At 70.2% G+C, this 22,302-nt stretch carries 17 protein-coding genes and 2 pseudogenes; 12 read left to right on the top strand and 7 right to left on the bottom strand.

The annotated features are described in order from the left end of the window. From WBN91_RS12780 to fabG, 3 genes are read right to left on the bottom strand one after another with little or no spacing between them, the layout of a single operon-like run. Positions 1-453: a 3-hydroxyacyl-ACP dehydratase FabZ family protein gene (locus WBN91_RS12780; protein ID WP_337723273.1), complete on the bottom strand. Its 453-nt coding sequence runs from the start codon at positions 451-453 to the stop codon at positions 1-3. Further along, the gene (locus WBN91_RS12775; RefSeq protein WP_337723272.1) at positions 446-820 is read right to left on the bottom strand and encodes a 3-hydroxyacyl-ACP dehydratase FabZ family protein; all 375 of its coding nucleotides are present in this window, start codon (positions 818-820) and stop codon (positions 446-448) included. Before WBN91_RS12775 ends, WBN91_RS12780 begins: the two co-directional genes overlap by 8 nt. Then, on the bottom strand, positions 817-1,563 hold the full coding sequence (gene fabG, locus WBN91_RS12770; RefSeq protein ID WP_337729381.1) for a 3-oxoacyl-ACP reductase FabG: 747 nt from the start codon (positions 1,561-1,563) through the stop codon (positions 817-819). The genes WBN91_RS12775 and fabG overlap by 4 nt, the downstream gene beginning before the upstream one ends. 129 nt (positions 1,564-1,692) lie before the next feature. Between fabG and WBN91_RS12765 the strand changes: the two genes are divergently transcribed. From WBN91_RS12765 to narI, 6 genes and pseudogenes are all read left to right on the top strand, one after another. Continuing rightward, a complete protein-coding gene (locus tag WBN91_RS12765; protein WP_337723270.1) occupies positions 1,693-2,661 on the top strand; it encodes a beta-ketoacyl-ACP synthase III in 969 nt (322 codons plus the stop codon). A gap of 248 nt (positions 2,662-2,909) precedes the next feature. Next, positions 2,910-4,301, top strand: coding sequence for a condensation domain-containing protein (locus WBN91_RS12760; RefSeq protein WP_337723269.1), 1,392 nt, complete (start codon positions 2,910-2,912; stop codon positions 4,299-4,301). A gap of 364 nt (positions 4,302-4,665) precedes the next feature. Then, positions 4,666-8,326 (top strand): annotated as a pseudogene (locus WBN91_RS12755) (nitrate reductase subunit alpha). After that, positions 8,326-9,960: a nitrate reductase subunit beta gene (gene narH / locus WBN91_RS12750; protein WP_337723268.1), complete on the top strand. Its 1,635-nt coding sequence runs from the start codon at positions 8,326-8,328 to the stop codon at positions 9,958-9,960. The pseudogene WBN91_RS12755 and the gene narH overlap by 1 nt, the downstream one beginning before the upstream one ends. Next, positions 9,957-10,604 carry a nitrate reductase molybdenum cofactor assembly chaperone gene (gene narJ, locus WBN91_RS12745; protein ID WP_337723267.1) on the top strand — a complete coding sequence of 216 codons (648 nt, stop codon included), beginning with the start codon at positions 9,957-9,959 and terminating at the stop codon, positions 10,602-10,604. The genes narH and narJ overlap by 4 nt, the downstream gene beginning before the upstream one ends. Further along, positions 10,601-11,326 (top strand): respiratory nitrate reductase subunit gamma, encoded by a 726-nt coding sequence (gene narI / locus WBN91_RS12740; RefSeq protein WP_337723266.1) that lies wholly within the window; start codon positions 10,601-10,603, stop codon positions 11,324-11,326. Before narJ ends, narI begins: the two co-directional genes overlap by 4 nt. A gap of 12 nt (positions 11,327-11,338) precedes the next feature. On the opposite strand, the gene WBN91_RS12735 is transcribed toward narI, so the two are convergent. Both WBN91_RS12735 and WBN91_RS12730 read right to left on the bottom strand, forming a co-directional pair. After that, entirely contained in the window at positions 11,339-12,250 is a 912-nt protein-coding gene (locus tag WBN91_RS12735) for a sterol desaturase family protein (RefSeq protein WP_337723265.1), read from the bottom strand. 489 nt (positions 12,251-12,739) lie between these two features. Next, positions 12,740-13,366: an SRPBCC family protein gene (locus tag WBN91_RS12730; RefSeq protein WP_443217710.1), complete on the bottom strand. Its 627-nt coding sequence runs from the start codon at positions 13,364-13,366 to the stop codon at positions 12,740-12,742. 28 nt (positions 13,367-13,394) lie between these two features. Here WBN91_RS12730 and WBN91_RS12720 point away from each other — a divergent pair, with 28 nt between their 5' ends. Then, positions 13,395-14,057: a GntR family transcriptional regulator gene (locus WBN91_RS12720; RefSeq protein WP_337723264.1), complete on the top strand. Its 663-nt coding sequence runs from the start codon at positions 13,395-13,397 to the stop codon at positions 14,055-14,057. 228 nt (positions 14,058-14,285) lie between these two features. Further along, positions 14,286-16,454, top strand: coding sequence for a tetratricopeptide repeat protein (locus WBN91_RS12715; protein WP_337723263.1), 2,169 nt, complete (start codon positions 14,286-14,288; stop codon positions 16,452-16,454). A 120-nt stretch (positions 16,455-16,574) separates the two neighbouring features. Here the strand turns inward: WBN91_RS12715 and WBN91_RS12710 are convergent, their stop codons facing one another. Further along, positions 16,575-17,276 carry a helix-turn-helix domain-containing protein gene (locus WBN91_RS12710; protein WP_443217709.1) on the bottom strand — a complete coding sequence of 234 codons (702 nt, stop codon included), beginning with the start codon at positions 17,274-17,276 and terminating at the stop codon, positions 16,575-16,577. Between the two features lie 318 nt (positions 17,277-17,594). Here WBN91_RS12710 and WBN91_RS12700 point away from each other — a divergent pair, with 318 nt between their 5' ends. The 3 genes from WBN91_RS12700 to WBN91_RS12690 all read left to right on the top strand — a co-directional run bounded on the left by WBN91_RS12700 (position 17,595) and on the right by WBN91_RS12690 (position 20,959). Beyond that, complete coding sequence (locus WBN91_RS12700) at positions 17,595-18,500, top strand: hypothetical protein (RefSeq protein WP_337723262.1); 906 nt, start codon at positions 17,595-17,597, stop codon at positions 18,498-18,500. Positions 18,501-18,786: 286 nt separating this feature from the next. Next, a complete protein-coding gene (locus tag WBN91_RS12695) occupies positions 18,787-20,097 on the top strand; it encodes an MFS transporter (RefSeq protein ID WP_337729380.1) in 1,311 nt (436 codons plus the stop codon). A gap of 109 nt (positions 20,098-20,206) precedes the next feature. Then, on the top strand, positions 20,207-20,959 hold the full coding sequence (locus tag WBN91_RS12690) for a hypothetical protein (protein WP_337723260.1): 753 nt from the start codon (positions 20,207-20,209) through the stop codon (positions 20,957-20,959). 161 nt (positions 20,960-21,120) lie between these two features. On the opposite strand, the gene WBN91_RS12685 is transcribed toward WBN91_RS12690, so the two are convergent. Next, positions 21,121-21,657, bottom strand: coding sequence for a helix-turn-helix domain-containing protein (locus WBN91_RS12685; protein ID WP_337723259.1), 537 nt, complete (start codon positions 21,655-21,657; stop codon positions 21,121-21,123). A 403-nt stretch (positions 21,658-22,060) separates the two neighbouring features. On the opposite strand from WBN91_RS12685, the pseudogene WBN91_RS12680 reads away from it, so the two are divergent. Beyond that, positions 22,061-22,302: pseudogene (locus tag WBN91_RS12680) on the top strand (hypothetical protein); the annotation flags it as partial.

Raw genomic sequence — 22,302 nt, 5'->3', positions numbered from 1 at the left:
CTAGGTGGTTGTGGTGGTGACCGCGAGGCCGAGCACCAGGGGCACGGTCGCGATCAGGCGGCCGTCGACCCGGGTCTCGCCCCGCAACAGGGCTCGGTCGGGGGTGGCGTGGTCCAGGTGCACCTCGTGGCGCAGCACGTCACCGGGGTAGGCGGCGCCGTGCACCGCGAAGTCGCGCACCGCGCCCAACAGCGGGGTGGCGTCGTCGTGCTCGGTGCTCAGCGCCCACAGCAGGGCTCCGGCCTGGCCCAGCGACTCCAGCAGCAGCGACACCGGGTAGGCGTGCGCGGCGTGCGGAGCGTCGTCGGGCAGGTCGGCGTAGCAGGGCTCGGTCGCGGTCACGGCCTTGACCGCCACGATCCGCCGGCCGGGGTCGACCTCCAGCACGCGGTCGACCTGGAGCATCGGGTGGCGGTGGGGCAGCAGGGCCTTGAGCCGGTGGTGCTCAAGCACTCGCGGCCTCCCGCCCCAGGTGCAGGCGGACGCGCGCGGTGTCGAGGCCCTCGACGTGGCAGCGGGCGTCCACGGCGATCCGGTCGTCCTCCGGCGCGAGGGTGAAGTCCACGGTGAGCGTGTCGCCGGCGACGACCGGGGAGGTGAACCGGGCGGACCGCACGCCGACCAGCACGACCTCGCCGCCGGCCGCCGCGCGCGCGGCCTGGTAGACCGTCTCGACGGTGAACACGCCGGGGAACACCGGGTTCCCGGGGAAGTGGCCGCCCAGGTACGGGTCGTCGGCGCGGACGGTCCGCGCGCAGCGGAACCCGTCGCCGTGCGCGGTGACGCCCTCGACCGCGGTCAGCGGCTTGGCGAAGCTCACAGGACCAGGCCCCCGTCCACCGCGATGACCTGGCCGGTGATGTAGGACGCGCGGTCGGAGACCAGGAACGCCACCAGTTCGGCGACGTCGGCGGCGGTGCCGAAGCGGCGCAGCGCGATGGCGTCGGTGATCTTCGCGCGGGCGGAGGCCTTGAGCGCGGCCGTCATGTCGGTGTCGATCAGGCCGGGCGCCACGACGTTGACCCGCACGCCGTGGCGGGCCAGCTCCTTGGCCAGGGTGAGGCTCATGCCGTGCAGACCGGCCTTGGCGGCGGCGTAGTTGGCCTGGCCCGCGTTGCCGTGCAGGCCGATGACCGACGAGACGTTGACGATCGCGCCCCGCCCGGCCTTGACGAACGTGTAGCCGGCGGCCTTGCAGAAGTGGTAGGCGCCGGTGAGGTTGGTGTCGAGCACGGCCCGCCAGTCCTGTTCGGACATCAGCACCACCGGGCTGTCCCGGACGATGCCCGCGCAGTTGACCAGCACCGAGGGCGTGCCGAGGACTGCCGCGCCCTTCAGGAACGCCTGCACGGCGGCGCCGTCGGCCACGTCGCAGACCGCGTGGTGGACGCGTGCGCCGAGCTCGTGCAGGTCTTGTGCGGTCTGGTCGGCCGCCTCGGTGTCCGATCGGTAGCAGAAGGCGACGTCGTACCCGTCGGCCGCGAGGCGCAGGGCGATGCCCCGCCCGATCCCGCGCGACCCGCCGGTGACCACCGCCACCGGGCGCTCGTCGTTGCTGTCCACGTGCTCCTCCTCAGTCGCCGTCGAGCATGTGGCGCGGCGGGCGCGCTCCGCCATGACCGGCACCTGCCATACCGGTGTGGCTGGTTGTGGTGATGCGGCGGCGGGCGTGCGCGGTGGATCGTCGACACCATGCAGCTCCGCACCAACACCCCCACCCACGCCCGCCTGATGGGCCTGGGCGTCCTGCGCCCGGACCGCGTGGTGACCAACGACGAGCTGTCGGAGCGCATGGACACCTCCGACGAGTGGATCCGGACGAGGGTCGGCATCTCGACCCGCCGCTTCGCCGCGCCCGACCAGGGCGTGGTGGACATGGCGGAGGTGGCCGGCGCCCGCGCGATCGCCGACGCGGGTCTGGCACCGTCCGACGTGGACGCCGTGGTCGTCGCGACGTGCACCCTGCCCGCCCAGATCCCCAACGCGGCGGCGCGCGTGGCGCACCGCGTGGGCGCGACGACGGCGGGCGCGTTCGACGTCAACGCGGGCTGCGCGGGCTTCGTCTACGCGCTGGGCGCCGCCACGGCCCTGGTGACGGCGGGCAGCGCGCGGCACGTCTTGGTGGTGGGCGCGGAGAAGCTGACCGACTGGATCGACCCGACCGACCGGACGACGGCGATCATCTTCGGCGACGGGGCGGGCGCGGTCGTGGTCGGTGCGTCCGACCGACCGGCTGTCGGCCCGGTCGCGTGGGGCGCCGCCGGCGAGCTGGCCGGCGCGATCACGGTGGGCGAGAAGGGTTTCGTGGTCCAGGACGGGCAGGCGGTGTTCCACTGGGCGACCACGAAGATCGCCCCGGTGGCGCGGCGGGCGGTGGAGGCGGCGGGGCTGGACCTGGCGGACCTGGACGCGGTCGTGCCGCACCAGGCGAACCTGCGCGTGGTCGAGGCGCTGGTGCGCGACCTGCGCGAGGACGGCGCCCGGCCGGACCTGGTGGTGGCGCGCGACATCGTCGGGTCGGGCAACACGTCGTCCGCGTCGATCCCGCTGGCCCTGGACACCCTGCGGGCGGGCGGCGAGCTGCGCTCGGGCATGACCACCCTGCTGGTCGGGTTCGGCGCGGGCCTGTGCTACGCGGCCCAGGTCGTGGTGTGGCCCTGACACCGGCCGGGATTCACACGATCGCGTGGCGTGCCTTGGCTGAGGTGGTGTGCTGTTCGGACGGTCGTTAAGGTGCTCGGTCGGGTGATCGTTCACGCACGCACCGAGCTGTTCCACGTTCTCCGGGCTCTCCCGGGTCGTCTCCGGCGTGTTCTGTCGTGATCGCGGAACTACCACCCTTCGGAGAAGTTCCCAGGTACGCCTGCGCGCCGCCTCGTGCCGCACCGGGCAAGCAGACGGAGAAGGTCATGCGGATCACCGATATCCAGCGTTGTGAGGTCCGACCCGGGCGCCTCGTGGAGTGGGTGCTGCGCCCGGTGGTCGCCGGCGCCGGCGCGCCCGAGGACGCGCGACCGCCGGCCTACCTCCAGGAGTCGCACGTGCGGACGGCCCAGTCCCTGCGCGACGGCGGCCTGTTCGTGCCGACGTGGCTGGGCATCGCGTTCGACCTGCCGGGAGCGGCCGACCTCGACGTGCTCGGCGAGGCGTTGCGCGTGTGGACGTTGCGCCACGAGACGCTGCGCAGCGGTTTCCGTTGGGACAGCGAGGAGATGCGGCGCTTCACCCTGGCTCCCGAGGACGTCGCGCTGCACCGCGAGGAGGTCGGGGAGTTCGCCGACCCGGAGGTGCTCGCGCAGCACCTGCAAGACCGCTTCGACGTGGCCGCGGACACGCTCACCTGGCCGAACTTCCTCTACGCGGCCGTGGTGCGGCCGGAGAGCACGAGCGTCTACCTGGCGTTCGACCACAGCAACGTCGACGCGTACTCCTTGTACCGGGTCCCCGCCGAACTCCACGAGCTGTACACCGAGGGCCTCGAAGGCCGCAGCGTGGACCGGTCCCCGACCGCCAGCTACGTCGACTTCTGCGCCACCGAGCGCGCCGACGCCGACGAGGTCGACGCCGACCACCCGGTCGTGGACCGCTGGCGGCGGTTCGTCGCCCGGTGCGACGGCCGGATGCCGAACTTCCCCTTCGACCTGGGGCTGACGCCGGAAGGCCCGCTGCCGACCCAGAAGTCGCTGCACGAGATGCTGGTGGACGACGCCGACGCGGCGGCGTTCGAGCGGCACTGCCGACCGCACGGCGGAACCCTGGTCGGGCTCCTCGCCGCCACGGGGCTGATCATGCGCGAGATGACCGGCGACGACGTGTACCGCACGGTGGTGCCGTTCCACACCAGGGCGAAGTCGCGGTGGTCGGACTCGGTCGGCTGGTACGTCGGCGGTGTGCCGGTGGAACTGCCCGTGGGCACGGCGGGCGACTTCGACGGCGTGCTCCGCGCGGCCCAGGCGGAACTGCGCGCGAGCCGCCCGGCGTCCCGCGTGCCCGTCGCCCGCGTGCTGCGCCTGCTCGGCAGCGACTTCCGGCCCACCTCGCCCGACCTGTACTCGATCCTGTCGTTCATGGACGCGCGCTCGACCCCCGGCTCCGAGCGCTGGCGGGACCAGAAGGCGTACGGCCTGCTCCGGGTGTCCTACGGCGACCAGGTCTGCGTGTGGGTGACCCGGCTGCACGAGGGACTCCAGTTCGCCTGCCGCTACCCGGACAACGACGTGGCCTACAAGAACATCCGCTTGTACGTGGACCGCTTGCGCGACTTGATCCTGTCGGTCGCCCGGCAGGAGTCGATGCGTTAGCGGGCGCTCGCCGCAGACGAATTCACCGGTCGGAAAATGACCGGCGCCGCCGTGACCGGCCGGTAACAACCGGCCTCCGATGTGACCCGGATGTTAAAGATAGGTGTGATCCTTTCGGGCTACTCCCGTCGCCCCCGGCCTGACCGGGGGCATCTCCCCAGGTGGTGACCTGGGCATCGACCGAGGTCCGGACGCGGGCAATAGAGCTCCTGTAAACAGGTCGTTACGTGCAGCTCACCGCCTTCGGCACGATAAAGTGCGAATTCACCTCCATTCTTGTCGCCGCCACCCGAGCGCCCTAGGGTGAGCCCGCAGGGTCATTGACGACCCCTGCCGAATTAGCGATTCACTATTTACCTCGGAGGTGATCGCCGTGTCGAATTCCGATTCCGAGATCGGCGACTCGCTGTTGCGCCTGGCCAGGCACTTCCAGCGCGGTGAGACCTCCGCGGACGGGCGGACCCTGCACCAGATCGGTGGGCGCGGAGCCGACGTCTTCTACCGGGACCGGTGGGCCTACGACAAAGTCGTGCGGTCCACCCACGGCGTGAACTGCACCGGTTCGTGCTCCTGGAAGGTCTACGTCAAGGACGGCGTGATCACCTGGGAGTCGCAGCAGACCGACTACCCGTCGATCGGGCCCGACAAGCCGGAGTACGAGCCGCGGGGCTGCCCGCGTGGCGCGTCCTTCTCCTGGTACACCTACTCGCCCGCCCGCGTGCGCTACCCGTACGTGCGCGGCGTGCTGCTGGAGTACTACCGGGAGGCCAAGGAACGCCTCAAGGACCCCGTGCTGGCGTGGGCGGACATCGTCGAGGACCCGGAGAAGTCGCGCCGGTACAAGGCCGCCCGCGGCATGGGCGGGTTCGTGCGCGCCGAGTGGTGGGAGGCGGCCGAGATGGTCGCCGCCGCGCACGTGCACACGATCAAGCGCTACGGGCCGGACCGGGTCGCGGGCTTCTCGCCGATCCCGGCGATGTCGATGGTCAGCCACGCGGCCGGGGCCCGGTTCGTGTCGCTGGTCGGCGGCTCGATGCTGAGCTTCTACGACTGGTACGCCGACCTCCCGGTGGCCAGCCCGCAGGTGTTCGGCGACCAGACCGACGTGCCGGAGTCCGCGGACTGGTTCGACGCCGGGTACCTGATCATGTGGGGCTCCAACGTCCCGGTCACCCGCACGCCCGACGCGCACTACATGACCGAGGCGCGCTACCGGGGCCAGAAGGTCGTCGTGGTGTCGCCGGACTACGCCGACAACACCAAGTTCGCCGACGAGTGGCTGCCCGCGCGACCGGGCACCGACGCCGCGTTGGCGATGGCGATGGGGCACGTGATCCTGCGGGAGTTCTTCGTCGAGAAGACCACCCCGTACTTCACCGACTACGTCAAGCGCTACACCGACCTGCCGTTCCTGGTCACCCTGACCGAGACCGACGACGGTTTCGTGCCGGGCAAGTTCCTCACCGCCGCCGACCTCGGCGACACCGGCGAGGGCGCGGAGTCCAAGACGGTCCTGCTGGACGCGCACGGCACGCCGGTGGTGCCGCCGGGCTCGCTCGGGCACCGGTTCACCGACTCCGGGCAGGGCTCCTGGAACCTCGACCTCGGGGACACCGACCCGCTGCTGTCGGCGGGCGGCGACGACCCGGTCACCGTGGCGCTGCCGCGGTTCGACACCAGCGAGCCGGGCGTGCTGCGCCGGGGCGTGCCGACGCGCGTGGTCGCGGGCCGCCGGGTGACCACGGTGTTCGACCTGCTGCTGGCCCAGTACGGGGTGCGGCGCGGCGAGCTGCCCGGCGAGTGGCCCACCGGCTACGACGACGCCTCCCAGCCCTACACGCCCGCGTGGCAAGAAGGAATCACGGGAGTGCCGGCCGGTGCGGCGGAGAAGATCGGCCGGGAGTTCGCCGACAACGCCGAGCGCTCCAAGGGCCGGTCCATGATCCTGATGGGCGCCGGCACCAACCACTGGTTCCACTCCGACCAGATCTACCGCTCGTTCCTGGCGCTGACCATGCTCACCGGCTGCCAGGGCGTCAACGGCGGCGGCTGGGCGCACTACGTGGGCCAGGAGAAGTGCCGCCCGATCACCGGGTGGTCCACGCTGGCGTTCGGGCTGGACTGGCAGCGCCCGCCCCGGCAGATGCAGGGCACCATCTTCTGGTACCTGGCCACCGACCAGTGGCGCTACGACCCGTTCACCGCCGACGTGATGTCCTCGCCGCTGGGCACCGGCCGCTTCGCCGGGCGCACCGCGGCCGACAACATCGCGCTGGCGTCCCGGCTGGGCTGGATGCCGAGCTACCCGACGTTCAACCGCAACCCGCTTGACCTGGTCGACGAGGCCGAGCGGCTGGGCAAGCCCGCCGCGGACCACGTGGTGGACGGGCTGAAGTCCGGGCACCTGCGGTTCGCCTGCGAGGACCCGGACGCGCCGGAGAACTTCCCGCGCGTGCTCACCGTGTGGCGGGCGAACCTGCTCGGGTCGTCGGCCAAGGGCAACGAGTACTTCCTCAAGCACCTGCTGGGCACCGACACGAACCTGCGCGCCCGTGACGCCGACGGGGTCCGGCCGGAGGAGGTGACCTGGCACGAGGAGGCGCCGGTCGGCAAGCTGGACCTGTTGCTGTCGCTGGACTTCCGCATGACGTCGACCACGCTGTTCTCCGACGTCGTGCTGCCCGCCGCCACTTGGTACGAGAAGCACGACCTGTCTTCCACCGACATGCACCCGTACGTGCACGCCTTTTCGCCGGCGATCTCCCCGCCGTGGGAGACCAAGACGGACTTCGAGGCGTTCCACCGCATCGCGCGCGGGTTCTCGTGGCTGGCCGAGAAGCACTTGGGCAAGCGCAAGGACATCGTGGCGGTCGCGCTCACCCACGACACCGTGGACGCGACCGCGCAGCCCGGCGGACGGGTGCTGGACTGGAAGAACGGCGAGTGCGAGCCGATCCCCGGCAAGACCATGCCACGCCTGGTCGTCGTGGAACGCGACTACCCGGCCGTCGGCGAGAAGATGGCTGCTCTCGGGCCGCTGGTCGAGAAGGTCGGGCTGACCACCCAAGGGCGTCACCGTCCACCCGGACGAGGAGGTCGAGTATCTCAAGGGCGCCAACGGGACCATCGCGTCCGGTGTCGCGGCCGGCCGCCCGTCGCTGGCCAAGGACACCCACGCCGCCGAGGCGATCCTGGCGCTGTCCGGCACGACCAACGGCCGTCTGGCCACCGAGGGTTTCCGCGCCCTGGAACGGCGGACCGGCACGAAGCTCGCCGACCTGGCCGCCGAGAGCGAGGGCAAGCGGATCACCTTCCCCGACACGCAGGCCCGGCCGGTGCCGGTGATCACCTCGCCGGAGTGGTCGGGCAGCGAGACCGGCGGCCGGCGGTACTCCCCGTTCACCATCAACACCGAGCGCCTCAAGCCCTGGCACACCCTCACCGGCCGCCAGCACTTCTTCCTCGACCACGACTGGATGTTCGAGCTGGGGGAGCAGCTGCCGGTGTTCCGGCCACCGCTGGACATGACCGCGCTGTTCAACGAGCCCGCGGTGGGCGCGGTGGACGGCGGCGTGACCGTGCGGTACCTGACCCCGCACTCGAAGTGGTCGATCCACTCGGCCTACCAGGACAACCTGCACATGCTCACCCTGTCCCGGGGCGGGCAGGCGATCTGGATGTCCGACCGGGACGCGGCGAAGATCGGCGTGCGGGACAACGACTGGATCGAGGCGGTCAACCGCAACGGCATCGTGGTGGCCCGCGCGATCGTCTCCCACCGGATGCCCGAGGGCACGGTGTTCATGTACCACGCGCAGGACAAGGCGGTCGGCGTGCCGCGCACCGAGGCGACCGGCAAGCGCGGCGGCATCCACAACGCGCTGACCCGGTTGATGATCAAGCCGTCGCACCTGATCGGCGGCTACGCCCAGCAGTCCTTCGCGCTCAACTACCACGGTCCCACCGGCAACCAGCGCGACGAGGTCACGACCATCCGCCGCCGCAGCCAGGAGGTGCAGTACTGATGCGCGTGATGGCACAGCTCGCAATGGTGATGAACCTGGACAAGTGCATCGGCTGCCACACGTGCAGCGTCACCTGCAAACAGGCGTGGACCAACCGCGGTGGCGTGGAGTACGCGTGGTTCAACAACGTCGAGACCCGGCCGGGTCAGGGTTACCCGCGGCAGTACCAGGACCAGGAGAAGTGGAAGGGCGGCTGGGCGCTGAACAAGCGCGGCAAGCTGACCCTGCGCACCGGCTCGCGGCTCAAGCGGCTGCTGAACATCTTCGCCAACCCCGACCTGCCCACGGTGGCGGACTACTACGAGCCGTGGACCTACGACTACCAGAACCTGCTGTCCGCCCCGCCCTCGGACACCACCCCGACCGCCAAGCCGAAGTCGTCGATCACCGGCGAGGACACGAAGGTCACCTGGGGCGCCAACTGGGATGACGACCTGGGCGGCGGGCCGGAGCAGATCGGCCGGGACCCCTTGCTGGGCAAGCTCTCCGAGCAGGTCAAGCTGGAGTTCGAGCAGACGTTCATGTTCTACCTGCCGCGCATCTGCGAGCACTGCCTGAACCCGTCGTGCGCGGCGTCCTGCCCCTCCGGCGCGATCTACAAGCGTGCCGAGGACGGCATCGTGCTGGTGGACCAGGACAAGTGCCGGGGCTGGCGGCAGTGCGTCACGGGCTGCCCGTACAAGAAGATCTACTTCAACCACAAGACGGGCAAGGCGGAGAAGTGCACGTTCTGCTACCCGCGGGTCGAGGTGGGCATCCCCACGGTGTGCTCGGAGACCTGCGTGGGCCGGCTGCGCTACATCGGCGTGCTGCTCTACGACGCGGACAAGGTCGCCGAGGCCGCGTCGGTCCGTGACGACAAGGACCTCTACCCGGCGCAGCTGGGCGTGTTCCTCAACCCGCACGACCCGCGCGTGGTCGCGGAGGCCGAGCGGGCCGGTATTTCCGCCGAGTGGATCGAGGCCGCGCAGAACTCCCCGGTGTACCGGCTGATCGTGGACTACCAACTGGCGCTGCCGCTGCACCCGGAGTACCGGACCATGCCGATGGTCTGGTACGTGCCGCCGCTGTCGCCCGTGGTGGACGTGCTGAGCGAGACCGGCCACGACGGCGAGGCCGTGGGCAACCTCTTCGGCGCCATCGACGCGTTGCGCATCCCGGTGGAGTACCTGGCCGAGCTGTTCACCGCCGGCGACGTGGGTCCGGTGCGGGCCTCGTTGCAGCGGCTCGCCGCGATGCGCTCCCACATGCGCAAGGTCAACCTCGGCGAGGACGTGGACGACTCGATCGCCGCGTCCGTGCGGCTCGCGCCCGGCGAGATCGAGTCCATGTACCGGCTGCTGGCCATCGCCAAGTACGAGGACCGGTACGTGATCCCGGCCGGCGCGGGGTCCGACGCGCACCGGCTGGAGGCCCTGACCACCGGGTGCAGCCTGGACGGCGACGGCGGCCCCGGCATGACCGCGTTCGACGTGATGGCCGAGAAGTTCCAGCTGGTCGACACCAACGGCGCGGCCCCGACCGACAAGGCCAAGCGGATCAACCTGCTGGACTGGGACGGGGTCAGCACCTCCGGCCTGTTCCCCACCACCAACGGCGGGGGAGCCGCGCACGAGCCGGAGGCGATCGGGTGAAGCGCAAGGCCCCCGAACCGTCCGAAAGGGACAGTCGGCTGGTGTGGCGGATCGCCGCGCTGCTGATCGACTACCCGACCGAGGCGGTGACCGCGATGCTGACCGACCTGCGCGCGGTGGCGATGTCGCTGCCCTCGCCCGGTCTGCTGTCGTTCATCGACCACGCGCTCGCGTCGGACGCGGGTGCGCTCGCCCAGCACTACGTCGAGACCTTCGACCTGCGCAAGCGCAACTGCCTGCACCTGTCGTACTACGCCTACGGCGACACCCGGAAGCGCGGGATGGCGTTGCTGCGGTTCAAGCACGCCTACCGCGCGGCCGGTGTCGAGCTGGGCGAGCACGAACTGCCCGACCACCTCGCGGTCGTGCTGGAGTTCGCCGCGACCACCGACCCCGACGCCGGCCGGCGGCTGCTGGTCGAGCACCGCCCGGTGCTGGAGCTGATCCGGTTGTCCCTGGCCGACAGCGGGTCGCCGTACCTGGGGGTGCTGGACGCGGTGTGCGCCACGCTGCCGGAGATCAGCGCGGCCGACCGGCGCAAGATCGCGGCTTTGGCCGCCGAGGGTCCGCCCGAGGAGGACGTGGGGTTGGAACCGTTCGCGATGGACCCCGCCCTGCACGCGGAGTCGGGAGGACGACGATGAGCACGTTGCTGTGGCTGGCCCTGCCCTACATCGCGCTGACCTCGTTCCTGGTCGGGCACGTCTGGCGGTACCGGCACGACCAGTTCGGCTGGACCACCCGGTCCTCGCAGATGCACGAGAGCAGGTTGCTGCGCCTGGGCAGCCCGTTGTTCCACTTCGGACTGCTGGCCGTGATCGGCGGTCACGCGCTGGGTCTGCTGGTGCCGAAGAGCTGGACGGAGTTCTTCGGGATCACCGAGGGCATGTACCACCTGGTGTCGGTGACCGCCGGGACACTGGCCGGCACGGCCACCGTGGCGGGCGTGGCGATCCTGTTGTACCGCCGGTTCACCGTGTCCGCGGTGCGCAAGGCCACCACGCGGGGCGACAAGGTCATGTACGTGCTGCTCGCGGCGGCGATCATCACCGGGATGGTCAACACCGTGGGGGAGAACCTGATCGGCGGCGGCTACGACTACCGGTCGTCGGTGTCGGTGTGGTTCCGGGGCCTGTTCACGTTCTCGGCGCAGCCGGAGCTGATGGCCGGTGTGCCGCTGAGCTTCCAGGTGCACAACGTGATCGTGTTCGTGCTGCTGGGCATCTGGCCGTACACGCGCCTGGTGCACGTCTTCAGCGCCCCACTCGGCTACCTCGTGCGCCCGTACGTGGTCTACCGCAGCCGCGACCCCCAACGCCCCGACGCCAACCGCTACGCCCGCGCGTGGGGCGACCAGCACGAGTAGCCTTCGGAGGTTTCACCCGTCGCGGTCGGTCTTCGCGGTCTTCGGCCGGCGCAACGGGTCGATCATCTGGCCCCACCAGCCCGCGGGGACGGGCCGGTCGGCGCCGTAGCGCGCGGGGTAGCGGTCGGGCAGGTGGAAGGTGCCGAACAGCCGGTCCCAGAGCGGGAGGACACCCGCGTAGTTGCGGTTGATCGCTTCGGGCTCGGCGGCGTGGTGCCAGTGGTGGAACTCCGGGGTCGCCCACCAGCGCGACAGCCGGGGCAGCCGCCAGGAGACGTTGGCGTGCGTCAACACCGCACTGAGCGTGACGACCACGGTCAGGAGGCTCGCGCCGGCCTCGGTCAGGCCGAACAGCAGAGCCGGTACCGCGCGGAGCAGCCCGTCGATGATGCCGGGCAGGGGGTGCACCCGCGCGCCGGCGAGCCAGTCGAGCTGCTCGCTGGAGTGGTGGATGCGGTGGAACCGCCACAGGAACGGGACTTCGTGCTGCATCCGGTGCCCGAGGTAGTTGACGAAGTCGAACACCACGAGCATGACCACGCTCTGCCCGAACGGCCCCAGGCTGTCGATCCACTGCGCGGCCGGGGTGATCTCGGGGATCACCGGCCGCAGCAGCGTCATGGGGATCGCGGTCAGCAGGGCAACCAGCGCCAGGCTCACCACGAGATGGATGATGTCCGTAGCAAACCCGAACCGAAACACCTTCTGAGACCGCCGCCGCGGCCACAACCGCTCGACCGGCGTCAACACCGCCAGGCTGGCAAGCGCGAGGTAGGCCAACGGATTGGACACCGCAATCCCCACCCCGACCACGACGACGGCCAGCACCAGCCGCGACACCGTCTCCCTGGGCGGGTCGATCCGCACGGGAACCGTAGGCGCATCAGCCTGCGACGACGATCCGGGAACCGGCTCGGTGGACATACTCGAACGGTAAGCGACCCCGAGCCGACCGAATTGCTCCAAACGGAAGGCAACTTCCCCCGCCCCCACCACTCGGCCACTCCCCGCTCAGCCCAGCCCGGAGTACTGGCGGCCGTCGACCAGACCCGGCGGCACCACGGTCTCCTCGGCGTCGTCGGCGAAGAGCGGCCCGGCGGGAAGCAGCACCGCACGTACAACTCCACCTGCGCCCGCCGACCGCCAATGAACCGAGTTCACGGTCGGCACACCACGCGAAGAACAACTCGCACCGGTCGCGCCATGAGCGGACGTCACTGCTCAGTGCAGTTGCCTCCATCGCAGCAAGGCGACACGGCTCAGACACCTTGGTGGGCGAGAAGGATCCGACGCGCCGGTCGACGGCGGGCCGCCAAGACACGGTGGCCTAGGCTGTCGTTCCACGCTCCGAGGCTGTCCATGTCGTGCGTTGCCGCAACGGGGCGTGCTCTGGTCCGCTCGAGCAGGTCGGCATCAGGCGGCGGTTCGCCGGCGAACGGTGCGCTCCAGGATCCCGAGGGTCGCCTTGAGAGCGGACTCGGGGACCACTGGGAAGGTGAGGCGTTGCCTCCACTCCTCAGCGATCTCCGACCAGTCGTAGTAGGACGTGACGCGGGTGCCACCCTCGGCCGGCTCCAGCCGGTAACCGTAGATGTGGCGGGCATGGGGTCGGACCCTGCCCTCGACGGTCCAGGCGATCTCCTCGTCCGGGACGAGCTTGGTGATGACGACCTCGGCGTCGTACTTGCCGAGGGGAACGTCCCCGAGGGCGTCCCGGTCCATGTGGACCAGAAACCGGTCGCCGGGTTGTTCGACCGGTTGTCCTTCGGCGTCCATGAGCATCCCCGACGCGTCGATGTCCACGTGCCCCTTCGGGTCGGTCAGGACCGCGAAGACGGCGCCGGCGGGGGCGGCGATGAACCGGGACACCTCGATCCGCTCGGTGTCGCCGCCCGCGGGCGGCGTTTCCGCGGTGGCGGTCAGGACCGCGCGACCAAGGGTGTGCGAGGACATGACGAACCCGAGGAAAGCCGGGGTGGCGTCGGCCGGGACGCCGAGGGACGCGACGTCGAGGGCGTGCACCACGACGACTGGGACCACCCACCCCGCGCCCTCGTCGAGCAATCGGATGCTCTCCGAGCAGGTCTACACACACCTGCGGGACGCGATCTTGCGCGGGAGCTACTCCCCTGGCGAGGCCCTCAGACCACAGGACCTCGCCAAAGAACGAGGGGTGAGCCTGGCTGTCGTGCGCGAGGCGCTCGTGCAGGTGGTTGGTGAGGGGCTCGCCGTCCGGCTGCCCAACCGCGGCTTCGCGGTCCCGGCCTTCTCCGACCGTCGCTGGCAGGAGATCGCGGAGGCTCGCCGGACCGTCGAACCGCTCGTGCTGCGCATGTCCATCGAGCGTGGCGACCTCGACTGGGAAGCCCGCGTGCGAGCCGCCCACCACCGGCTGGCCCGCACCCCGGCATTCGCCCCCGGCGAGGGCGAGTACTACAGCAGCGAATGGTCCGAAGCCCACCGGATCTTCCACCGCACGCTGCTGGAGGGGTGCGGCAACCCGGTTCTCTTGGAGACCTTCGACCGGATGTGGACCGCGAGCGACCTGGCCCGCCGCTGGTCGGCACACCACACGCCCGACCGCGACCACCTCGGCGAGCACAGCCGGCTGGAGCAGGCGGCCTTGGCACGCGACGCCGACGCCGCGGCCCAGGCTCTGACCGAACACCTCACCCTGACCGCGGCCGGACTGACCCTCCGCGCCCGAGACGAGCCCACGCGGCGAGCCTGACCCGCCGAAGATCGACACGCGCACTCACTTGGATGGTGTGACCGATCAGCGGCATGAGCGGACGTTCGGTTGATCTCGAACTGGTGTTGTCCGCAGTTGTGCGTTGTAGCGGGCTGTGCTGGTGGGTTGTGGTGGCGGCCAAGTGGAGGCTGTCGAGGTGTGGGGTGCGTGTTGACCCGTTCTGAAGACGACCGCACATCGCGTCCGTTGAGGCAGTTCGGTGTCGCGATGAGCGGTTCGGTGCTCAACCAGGCCGGGCGGGACCTCACATTCCAGGCCGCCCCGCCGGTGGTGCCACGGATGGAGTCGGTGTCCGCGACCGCGGGCGTCGGTCGGGTTCCAACCGGTTCGGCCGTGTTCGTGGGCCGGTCGGGCGAGTTGGCGCGGTTGGAGGCCGCCGTAGCACGGTCGGGTGGTCGGGCGGTGGTGGCGGCTGTGCACGGCCTCGGCGGCGTGGGCAAGTCCACGTTGGCGGCCAGGTTCGCCGAGCTGCACGGCGACCGGTTCTCGCCGGTGTGGTGGGTGACAGCGGATTCGCCGTCGGCGATCGAGACTGGGCTGGCGGAGTTCGCCGCCGCAGTGGCACCGGAGGCGGTCGTGTTGCCGTTGGAGCAGCGGGTGGAGTTGGGTGTGCGGTGGCTGGCCACCCATGATGATTGGCTGCTGCTGCTGGACAACGTCACCACCCCTGAGGACCTTGCGGGGTTGTTGAGTCGGGTGCGGACGGGAACGGTGGTGGTCACCAGCCGTCGGGGTTCGGGGTGGCGGGGCGTGGAAACGGTGCCGCTGGACGTGCTCCCGGAGCGGGAGGCGGCGGAGTTGCTCACCCGAATCGTGAGAGCGGAGTGGCGCGACGCCGATCTGGACGGAGTCGACAGGCTGTGCGCGGAGCTGGGATGGCTGCCGTTGGCGGTCGAGCAGGCCGCCGCATACGTTGCTCAGACCCGAATCACCCCCACCGTCTACTTGGAGCGGCTGCGGGAGTATCCGGCCAGGATGTTCACCGCGACGGCGGAGGGCGGTGACGCGCAACGGACGATGGCGCGGGTCTGGCGCGTCACCCTCGACCACCTCACCGACACCCCCACCGCAGGGCAGTTGCTGCGACAGTTGGCCTGGTACGCGCCCGACGGCATCCCCCGCGCCCTGCTGGACGCAGGCGGGTTGGTCGGGGAGCTCGAACTGTCGCAGGCGTTGGGACGCCTGGTGGCCTACAACATGATCACCCTCACCGCGGACATGGTGGTCGTGCACCGGCTGGTCCAGGCGGTCACCCGCACCCCCGACCCCACCGACCCCCACCGGCAGCCCGACGACATCGCCGCCGCCCGTGACACCGCCACCACCACCCTGACCACCGCCCTTGCCGGGCACCCGGACGATCCTGCCGCATGGCCCACCTACCGGATGGTCCTGCCCCACGCCCGAACCCTGTTCGACCACACCACACCCGACACCGACACCGTCCACACCAGCCGGCTCTTCAACAATCTGGGCTCTTACCTCGACGGCCAAGGCGACGTCGGCACCGCCATCGCCTACCTGGTCCGAGCCACAGACAGCCACCAACGTCTCCACGGCCCCGATCACCCCGACACGCTGACCTCCCGCAACAACCTGGCCGGCGCCTACCGGGCAGCGGGTGACCTGGGTCGGGCGATCCCGCTGCTGGGGGCCACGCTCACCGACCGGCAACGGGTACTCGGTTCCGACCACCCGGACACGCTGACCTCGCGCAACAACCTGGCCTACGCCTACCGGGACGCGGGTGATCCGGACCGGGCGATGCCCCTGCTCGAGACCACCCTCACCGACACCGAACGGGTGCTGGGCCTCGACCACCCGGAGACGCTGACCTCGCGCAACAACCTGGCTGTCGCCTACTGGGACGTGGGTGATCAGGATCGGGCGATCCCGCTGTTCGAAGTCAACCTCACCGACTTGGAGCGGGTGCTGGGCCTCGACCACCCGGACACGCTGTCCTCGCGCAACAACCTGGCCCACGCCTATCAGGCGGCTGGTGACCTGGATCGCGCGATTCCGCTGTTCGAGGCCACGCTCACCGACCGGCGACGAGTACTCGGCTCCGACCACCCGGACACGCTGACCTCGCGCAACAACCTGGCCTACGCCTATCAGGCGGCTGGTGACGTGGATCGCGCGATTCCGCTGCACGAGGCCACGCTCACCGACCGGCAACGGGTGCTGGGCCTCCACCACCCGGACACGCTGCAATCCCGCAACAACTTGGCCGCTGCCTACCAGGCGGCGAGGGACTTGGATCGCGCGATTCCGCTGTACGAAGCCACCCTCACCGACTCTGAACGGGTGCTCGGCCCGAACCACCCGACGACCAACACGATCCGGTCAAACCTCAAATCGGCAAGATCAACCTGATCTCGTTCCCGGCCGGTGTCCCACAGCAGCGATGACCACGCCGAACGTCCTGACATCGGCATGTCAGCGCGTTCCTGGTGCCCGCTCGGTGCGTGTTGGCGTGGCAGGGCTTGGCCGGCTTCAGCGGGAGGCGGCGCGTGCGTGTCTTTCGGCGGCGCGGAGGATGTCGTTGCCGAGTTGTTCGAGGAATTGGGCGGCGGTGGCGAGTCGGGTTCCGACGGTGGTGTCAGGGCCGAAGACGTCGGCGCCGCGCAGCACGGTGGTGGCTAGTCGCTGGTTGGCGCGGGCACCGGCCACCGCGGAGCGGACGCCCGCGTTCTCGTCGAGGGAGTACCGGTGGCGGCGGCTGGTGCCGTCCCGGTCGCGGCGGATCAGGCCGTGCTGGTGCAGCAGGGCGACCGCGTGCGAGATGGTCGCCGCGCTGACCCGCAGGTGGTGTGCCAGTTCGACGGCCGTGTGGCTGCCGGTCTCGGAGGTGAACAGGCAGGCCATCACGCCGGCGGCGGTGCGCGGCAGACCGGTCTCGACGAGGGCCGCGGTGAGTTCGGTGCGGAACGCGGTCGTCGCGGCGGGGTCGGGGCCGACGTGCTCGCCGGTCTCGTGTGTCGCGGGCGGGCGCGGTCGACGTCGGGCACGGTGGGTGGTCGCGAGCTGCGCCAACTCGGCGCGGTAGCGGCCCGGCCCGCCGTTGCGCGCGACCTCGCGGCTCACGGTCGAGGCGGGACGGCCGAGGCCGCGGGCGATCTCGGCGTAGTCCAGGTCCCGCGCCAGCCCTTCGGCGATCCGTTGCCGGTCGGCGCTGGTCAGCCTCCGTCCTGGCATCCGGTCGGTTCCTCCGCTTCGGTTCGTGGTGAGGCCAGTATGCGTGCGGCTTGTCGATCTTTGCAACGCGCTGCCGTGCGCGCGCGCATTAAGCGGCAACGTCATTGCAATGACTCCAACCCCGGTGAGCTGCGTGAACAGCGTCGATCAAAGGTAGTTCCGTTGACTGGATTTCTGTCGCGTTCTTAATGTTCCTGGCCGGCGAGGACAGTTGTCCATCACGTGTGGGGGTTTCGGATGAGGGCGCGAGGCATCAATTACGACACCGGCTTCACCCCTGGCGGGCGGTGTTCGCGGCCCGTTTTCGACGAAGAGGCGGTGCGACGGGAGATCCGCGTCATCGCCGAGGAGTTGCACTGCGACGCGGTGCGGATCACCGGCGGCGACCCCGAACGGTTGGTCGTCGCGGCCCGGCACGCCTCCGACGCCGGGCTGGAGGTCTGGTTCTCCCCGTTCCCCTGCGAACTGCCAGCCAAGGAGTTGGTGCCGTACTTCGCCGACTGCGCGGACCGCGCCCAGGAGGTGGGGGCCGAGGTGTTCGTCGCCGGCTGCGAGCTGAGCCTGTTCACGCCCGGTTTCTTCCCGGGGCACGACACCTTCGCCAGGATCGACGGCCTCATGGGCGAGACCCCCGACGCCGCGGCGAAGGTCGCCGAGGTCACCGCGAAGCTGAACCCCTTGCTGGCCGACATCGCAGCAGCCGTGCGCACCCGGTACGACGGCAGGATCACCTACGCCTCCGGGACATGGGAACAGATCGACTGGACGCCCTTTGACATCGTCAGCGCCGACGCCTACGGCGACCCAGGGGAGGCCTTCCGCCAAGGCCTGCGGACCTACCACCGCCACGGAAAGCCTCTCGCGGCAACCGAGTTCGGCTGCTGCACCTACCGCGGCGCCGCCGCGCTCGGCGGCGTGGGCTGGCTCGGCGTGGTCGACCACGCCGCCGACCCGCCCCACGTCATCGGCGACCACGTCCGCGACGAGGAGGAACAGGCCCGCCACTTGCGCGAGATGATGGCCATGTTCGAAGAGGAGGGCGTGGACACCGCCTTCTGGTTCACCTTCGCCGGCTACGAGTACCCCCACCACCCCAACCCGCACTTCGACCTCGACCTGGCCTCCTACGGCGTCTGCAAACTGATGCCCGACGGCAACCTCGCCCCCAAGCAGTCCTTCCACGCCATGTCCGAGATCTACCAATCCCACCGCCCACAGCCCTAGCCGGCAGACCGCGCGGCATCGACCCTCATCAGGTGGTTGGGGGCGGACTCATGCTCGATCAGCGACATGGCAGTGCGTTCCCGCGTGGGAGAGTTGCCGTCATGGCAGCTGAGGTGACGCCGGGACACGAGGTCGTGCTCGAGACGGATCGCCTGCTGCTCAGACCCTGGCGGGTGGCCGAGTTCACCACGAGACGGCTCTGACCCTCGGGTGTGGCATTGAGGGCGGCTCGGCAGTCCGTGCTGACTGCTTTGAGCGGCGGCCGGCTTCGGCGCGGTTCAGCGCGGTGATCGGTGCTCGAGTCTTCTGTTTCGACCATCCAGCCGGAGGAATTCTCGACATGCCCACGAAGGAAACCGACGACCCCAAGGTGAACCTGGGCAGTCGCTTTCACCGGCTCTTCGGCGCGACGCTCGTGTCGGCCATCGGGACCGGCATGCACGCCGCCGCGTTGCCGCTGCTGGCCTTGCAGAGCACCAGCAGCCCGCTGGCGTTGAGCTTCGTCGTCATGGCCGCCGAGATTCCCTGGGTGCTGCTCTCGCTGCACGCCGGTGTCGTGGTGGACCGGCTGGACCGCCGACGGGTGATGGTGTGGGCGGACCTGGGCCGGTTCGTCGTCCTGGTCGGTCTCGCGGTGCTGATCCTGACCGCGCAGGTGAATCTGCTGTGGCTGGTGGTCGCGGCGTTCCTGCTGGGGGTCGGCCAAGTCTTCTTCGACCTCGCCGCCCAGTCGGTCATCCCCGACTTCGTGTCGCGGGATCCGCGGAGCCTGGCGACGGCGAACGGGCGGATCGTCGCGGCCGAGAGCAACGGTGAGGACTTCGTGGGGCCTCCGGTCGGCTCCGCCCTGTTCGGCGTGGGGAGCGTCCTGCCGTTCGCCGGCAACGCTCTCTCGTTCGCCGCCAGCGGCCTGTTGATCCTCTCGATCCGGACGGACGCCAAGCCGAAGGAGGTGCCCGCAGGCACCCGCAAGAGCGTGCGGAGCGACATCGTCGAGGGCACGCGGTGGTTGTTCGGGAACCGAACCCTGCGGGCGCTGGCCACTGTTTCCTGCCTCGGCAACGTCGCGGCCACCGCTCAGTTCGCGATGCTCGCGCTGCTGGCGAAGGAGGTCCTCGGGCTTCCGGATTTCGGTTTCGGTTTGTTGCTGACGGCCACCGCGGTCGGCGCGACGGTCGGGGGACTGGCCGCCACGGCCGCCGCCAAGCGGATCGGTCCCGGCGGCGTGATGCTCGCGGGCAAAGCCGGGGTGGGCGCGGCCATCCTGGTTCTGGGGCTTGTCGCAAACGCGTGGGTCGCGGGCGCGATGATGATCGTCACCGGTGCCCTGATGACCGCGGAAAAGGTCGTGGTGAGCACATTGCGCCAGCAGATCGTGCCTGATGGGCTCTTGGGGAGGGTGCTCTCGTCGAGCAGGCTGGTGGTGATGGTGGGAGGACCGGTCGGTGCGGCACTCGGCGGCGTTCTCGCCACGTTGTTCGCCGTCCAGGTCGCGTATGTCGCCGCCGGTGCTTTTCTGATCTTGGTGGCGCTGGCATTTTATCCCGTGCTGAACAACCGCGCCCTGGCGAGCGCTACGGGCGGATCAGCCGGGTAGGCACGAAAATCTGCGGCCCGATACAACACGGTCACGCCCCGGGTCTGCTTCGGCCGGCGGAGGTGGTGGGGAGCGGTTACGTTGCGATTGGCCTGCGGAGGTGAGTGTGGTGGGTGGCTCCCGGTGGTGGCGTGTCGTCGTGTTGTCCGTCGCGGTCGTGGTGGCGGGCTGTGGCGGGGGTGGCGGGTCGACCGGTGGCGAGTCGGCCCCGGCAACCGGTGCGGAGTCCAGTTCGGCCACCACCAGTCCGTCGCGGGCCGATGCCGCTACCGCGGATCTGGCGGTGCGGGCCACTTTGGCGCAGGCCGATGTGGGTCCGCAGTGGACGGTGTACTCGCCCGCGAAGGAGAGCGACCCCGTGCCGGCCGACGGCTGTGACGCCGGCACGCCGTACGCGCGGCTTCCAGTCGGGGCTCGCTACACGGGGCCGCAACTGCAACGCACCGGCAGCGAGCGGTTCGTCGGCACGAATTCCTCCGTGTTCCCCGACGACGCGGCGGCCGTGGAGTGGGTGGAGGCGCGCAAGGCGCCGACGCACGTCGAGTGCCGGCGCTCGCGGCTGGAGAAGGAGGTCGCGGCGGGGGACGCGCGGAACACGATCGTCGTGGTCGAGACCGACCCGAAGGGCGCGGGCGAGGGCGTGCAGGAGTACGTCCGCTACCAGTTGCACGTGGACGCCGGCTCCGGGCCGCAAGGGACCGGTGTCACCTTCACGCGGGCGACCTACCGCGTGGGCCGCGCGGTGATCGTCGTGTCGATCGACCAGAGGCCGGGACCGAACGACCCGGCCGACCTCGAAGCGACCATGACCACGGAACTGAGCCAGGCGTTGGAGAAGGTGTTCGCGAGGACACCGGGATGACGCTGACCGGCCGGCCGCAGACTGGAGGCGCTCACCGGAGAGCCGGGCACCGGTGCCGTCCCCGGGCCGTTCAGCCCGGACCCCCTGCTCACCCTCGTGCCGGCCATCGCCGGCGCGTGGACACCGACCAGCATCGCGGCGATCCCCGGCATCGCCGCTGATCAGCTGTGGTCGGCTTGTCGGAGGCGGGCTGTTCGACGACGCTTGGCGATGTGCTGGCCGGCTGTCGCAGGGCTGCTGCGGGTTGGTGACGAAGCCGGCCACGCGGTGTCGTCGATGGCGAGCCACGGCGCGACGGCCACGGTCGAGGGTGTGAGCCCGGTGAACGCCTTGACCTCGCGGTGGAGGTGGGACTGGTCGGCGTAGCCGCTCTCGGCGGCGACGCCGGCGGCGGCGTGACCCGCCGCGAGGAGGTGGGCGGCGTGGTCGAACCGCACCAGTCGGGTGGCGCGTTTGGGGCTGACTCCGAGCTGGGACCGGAAGCGGGACCACAGGCGCTTGCGGTTCCAGCCGACCTCGCCCGCCAGGCTTTCGACCTGGACCAGCCCTCGGCTGGTGACCGTCCGCCGCCAGGTGCGGGCGACCTCCGGATCGACCGGCGAGCGGGCGCGCAGCCGCCGGCCCACGACCTCGGCCGCGATCGTGAACCGTTCGTCCCACAGGTCGGGGCGCTGTTCGGCAAGGGCGTTCTCGCTCATGTGAGGATGGTGCACGGCCGCCGACCACCGGTCTTGGACAAATGTCGTCGCGCGATCGACGTCGTGGGGCTCAGCCATCGCGTGTGCCGACAAACGGATCGATCCGAGGCCGGCAATTGTTAGCGCGCACCCGGGAACGCCAACCGGTAAGTTGCTCCGTCCAGGGCGCCGGTGGCGCCGTCCGCTTGCTAAAGAAAGTCTGCAAAACTTTAGCGGATGCCGGCGCGCGAAACAGTTGCGTTACTGCTTGACCGACGGTGTTCCATCGTTCACAGTCAGGTGGCACGACCGCCGCGCGCGTGGCCGTGATTGCCGCGCACCCAAATACGCCTCCTTTGCGGGAGGCCATTCCAGGGCTGGATGTTATCGCTAACACTACAGTGTTCGATCCGAAGGACATGTGATGGAGCATTCGATACGAGCGGTCATTCGGACGACGCCCACGCGGCGGCCGAGAACAACGACGTTGCTGCTCGTCGCAGGACTCATCGCCACCATGATGGCGGCGTTCAACGGCTTCGCCCATGCGGCGGGCACGACGTTGGCCACCGCCGCGGCCGAGAAGGGCCGGTACTTCGGCACGGCCGTCGCCGCGGGCAGGTTGGGTGATTCGACCTACAGCGGGATCCTCAGCCGTGAGTTCAA

Origin of the sequence: Saccharothrix sp. CCNWYY140 (assembly GCF_037401995.1) — a bacterium.
Lineage (GTDB): Bacteria > Actinomycetota > Actinomycetes > Mycobacteriales > Pseudonocardiaceae > Actinosynnema.
The sequence above is the reverse complement of the archived record's forward strand: the minus strand, read 5'-3'. Positions and strand labels throughout refer to the sequence as shown.

Excerpts from the sequence above, each read along its gene's own strand:
- WBN91_RS12735 (WP_337723265.1), bottom strand. The coding sequence starts at position 12,250 with ATGTCCACCGAGCCGGTTCCCGGATCGTCGTCGCAGGCTGATGCGCCT.
- narI (WP_337723266.1), top strand. The coding sequence starts at position 10,601 with ATGAGCACGTTGCTGTGGCTGGCCCTGCCCTACATCGCGCTGACCTCG.
- WBN91_RS12760 (WP_337723269.1), top strand. The coding sequence starts at position 2,910 with ATGCGGATCACCGATATCCAGCGTTGTGAGGTCCGACCCGGGCGCCTC.
- WBN91_RS12720 (WP_337723264.1), top strand. The coding sequence starts at position 13,395 with ATGCTCTCCGAGCAGGTCTACACACACCTGCGGGACGCGATCTTGCGC.
- narH (WP_337723268.1), top strand. The coding sequence starts at position 8,326 with ATGCGCGTGATGGCACAGCTCGCAATGGTGATGAACCTGGACAAGTGC.
- WBN91_RS12765 (WP_337723270.1), top strand. The coding sequence starts at position 1,693 with ATGCAGCTCCGCACCAACACCCCCACCCACGCCCGCCTGATGGGCCTG.
- WBN91_RS12715 (WP_337723263.1), top strand. The coding sequence starts at position 14,286 with ATGAGCGGTTCGGTGCTCAACCAGGCCGGGCGGGACCTCACATTCCAG.
- WBN91_RS12710 (WP_443217709.1), bottom strand. The coding sequence starts at position 17,276 with ATGCCAGGACGGAGGCTGACCAGCGCCGACCGGCAACGGATCGCCGAA.
- WBN91_RS12685 (WP_337723259.1), bottom strand. The coding sequence starts at position 21,657 with ATGAGCGAGAACGCCCTTGCCGAACAGCGCCCCGACCTGTGGGACGAA.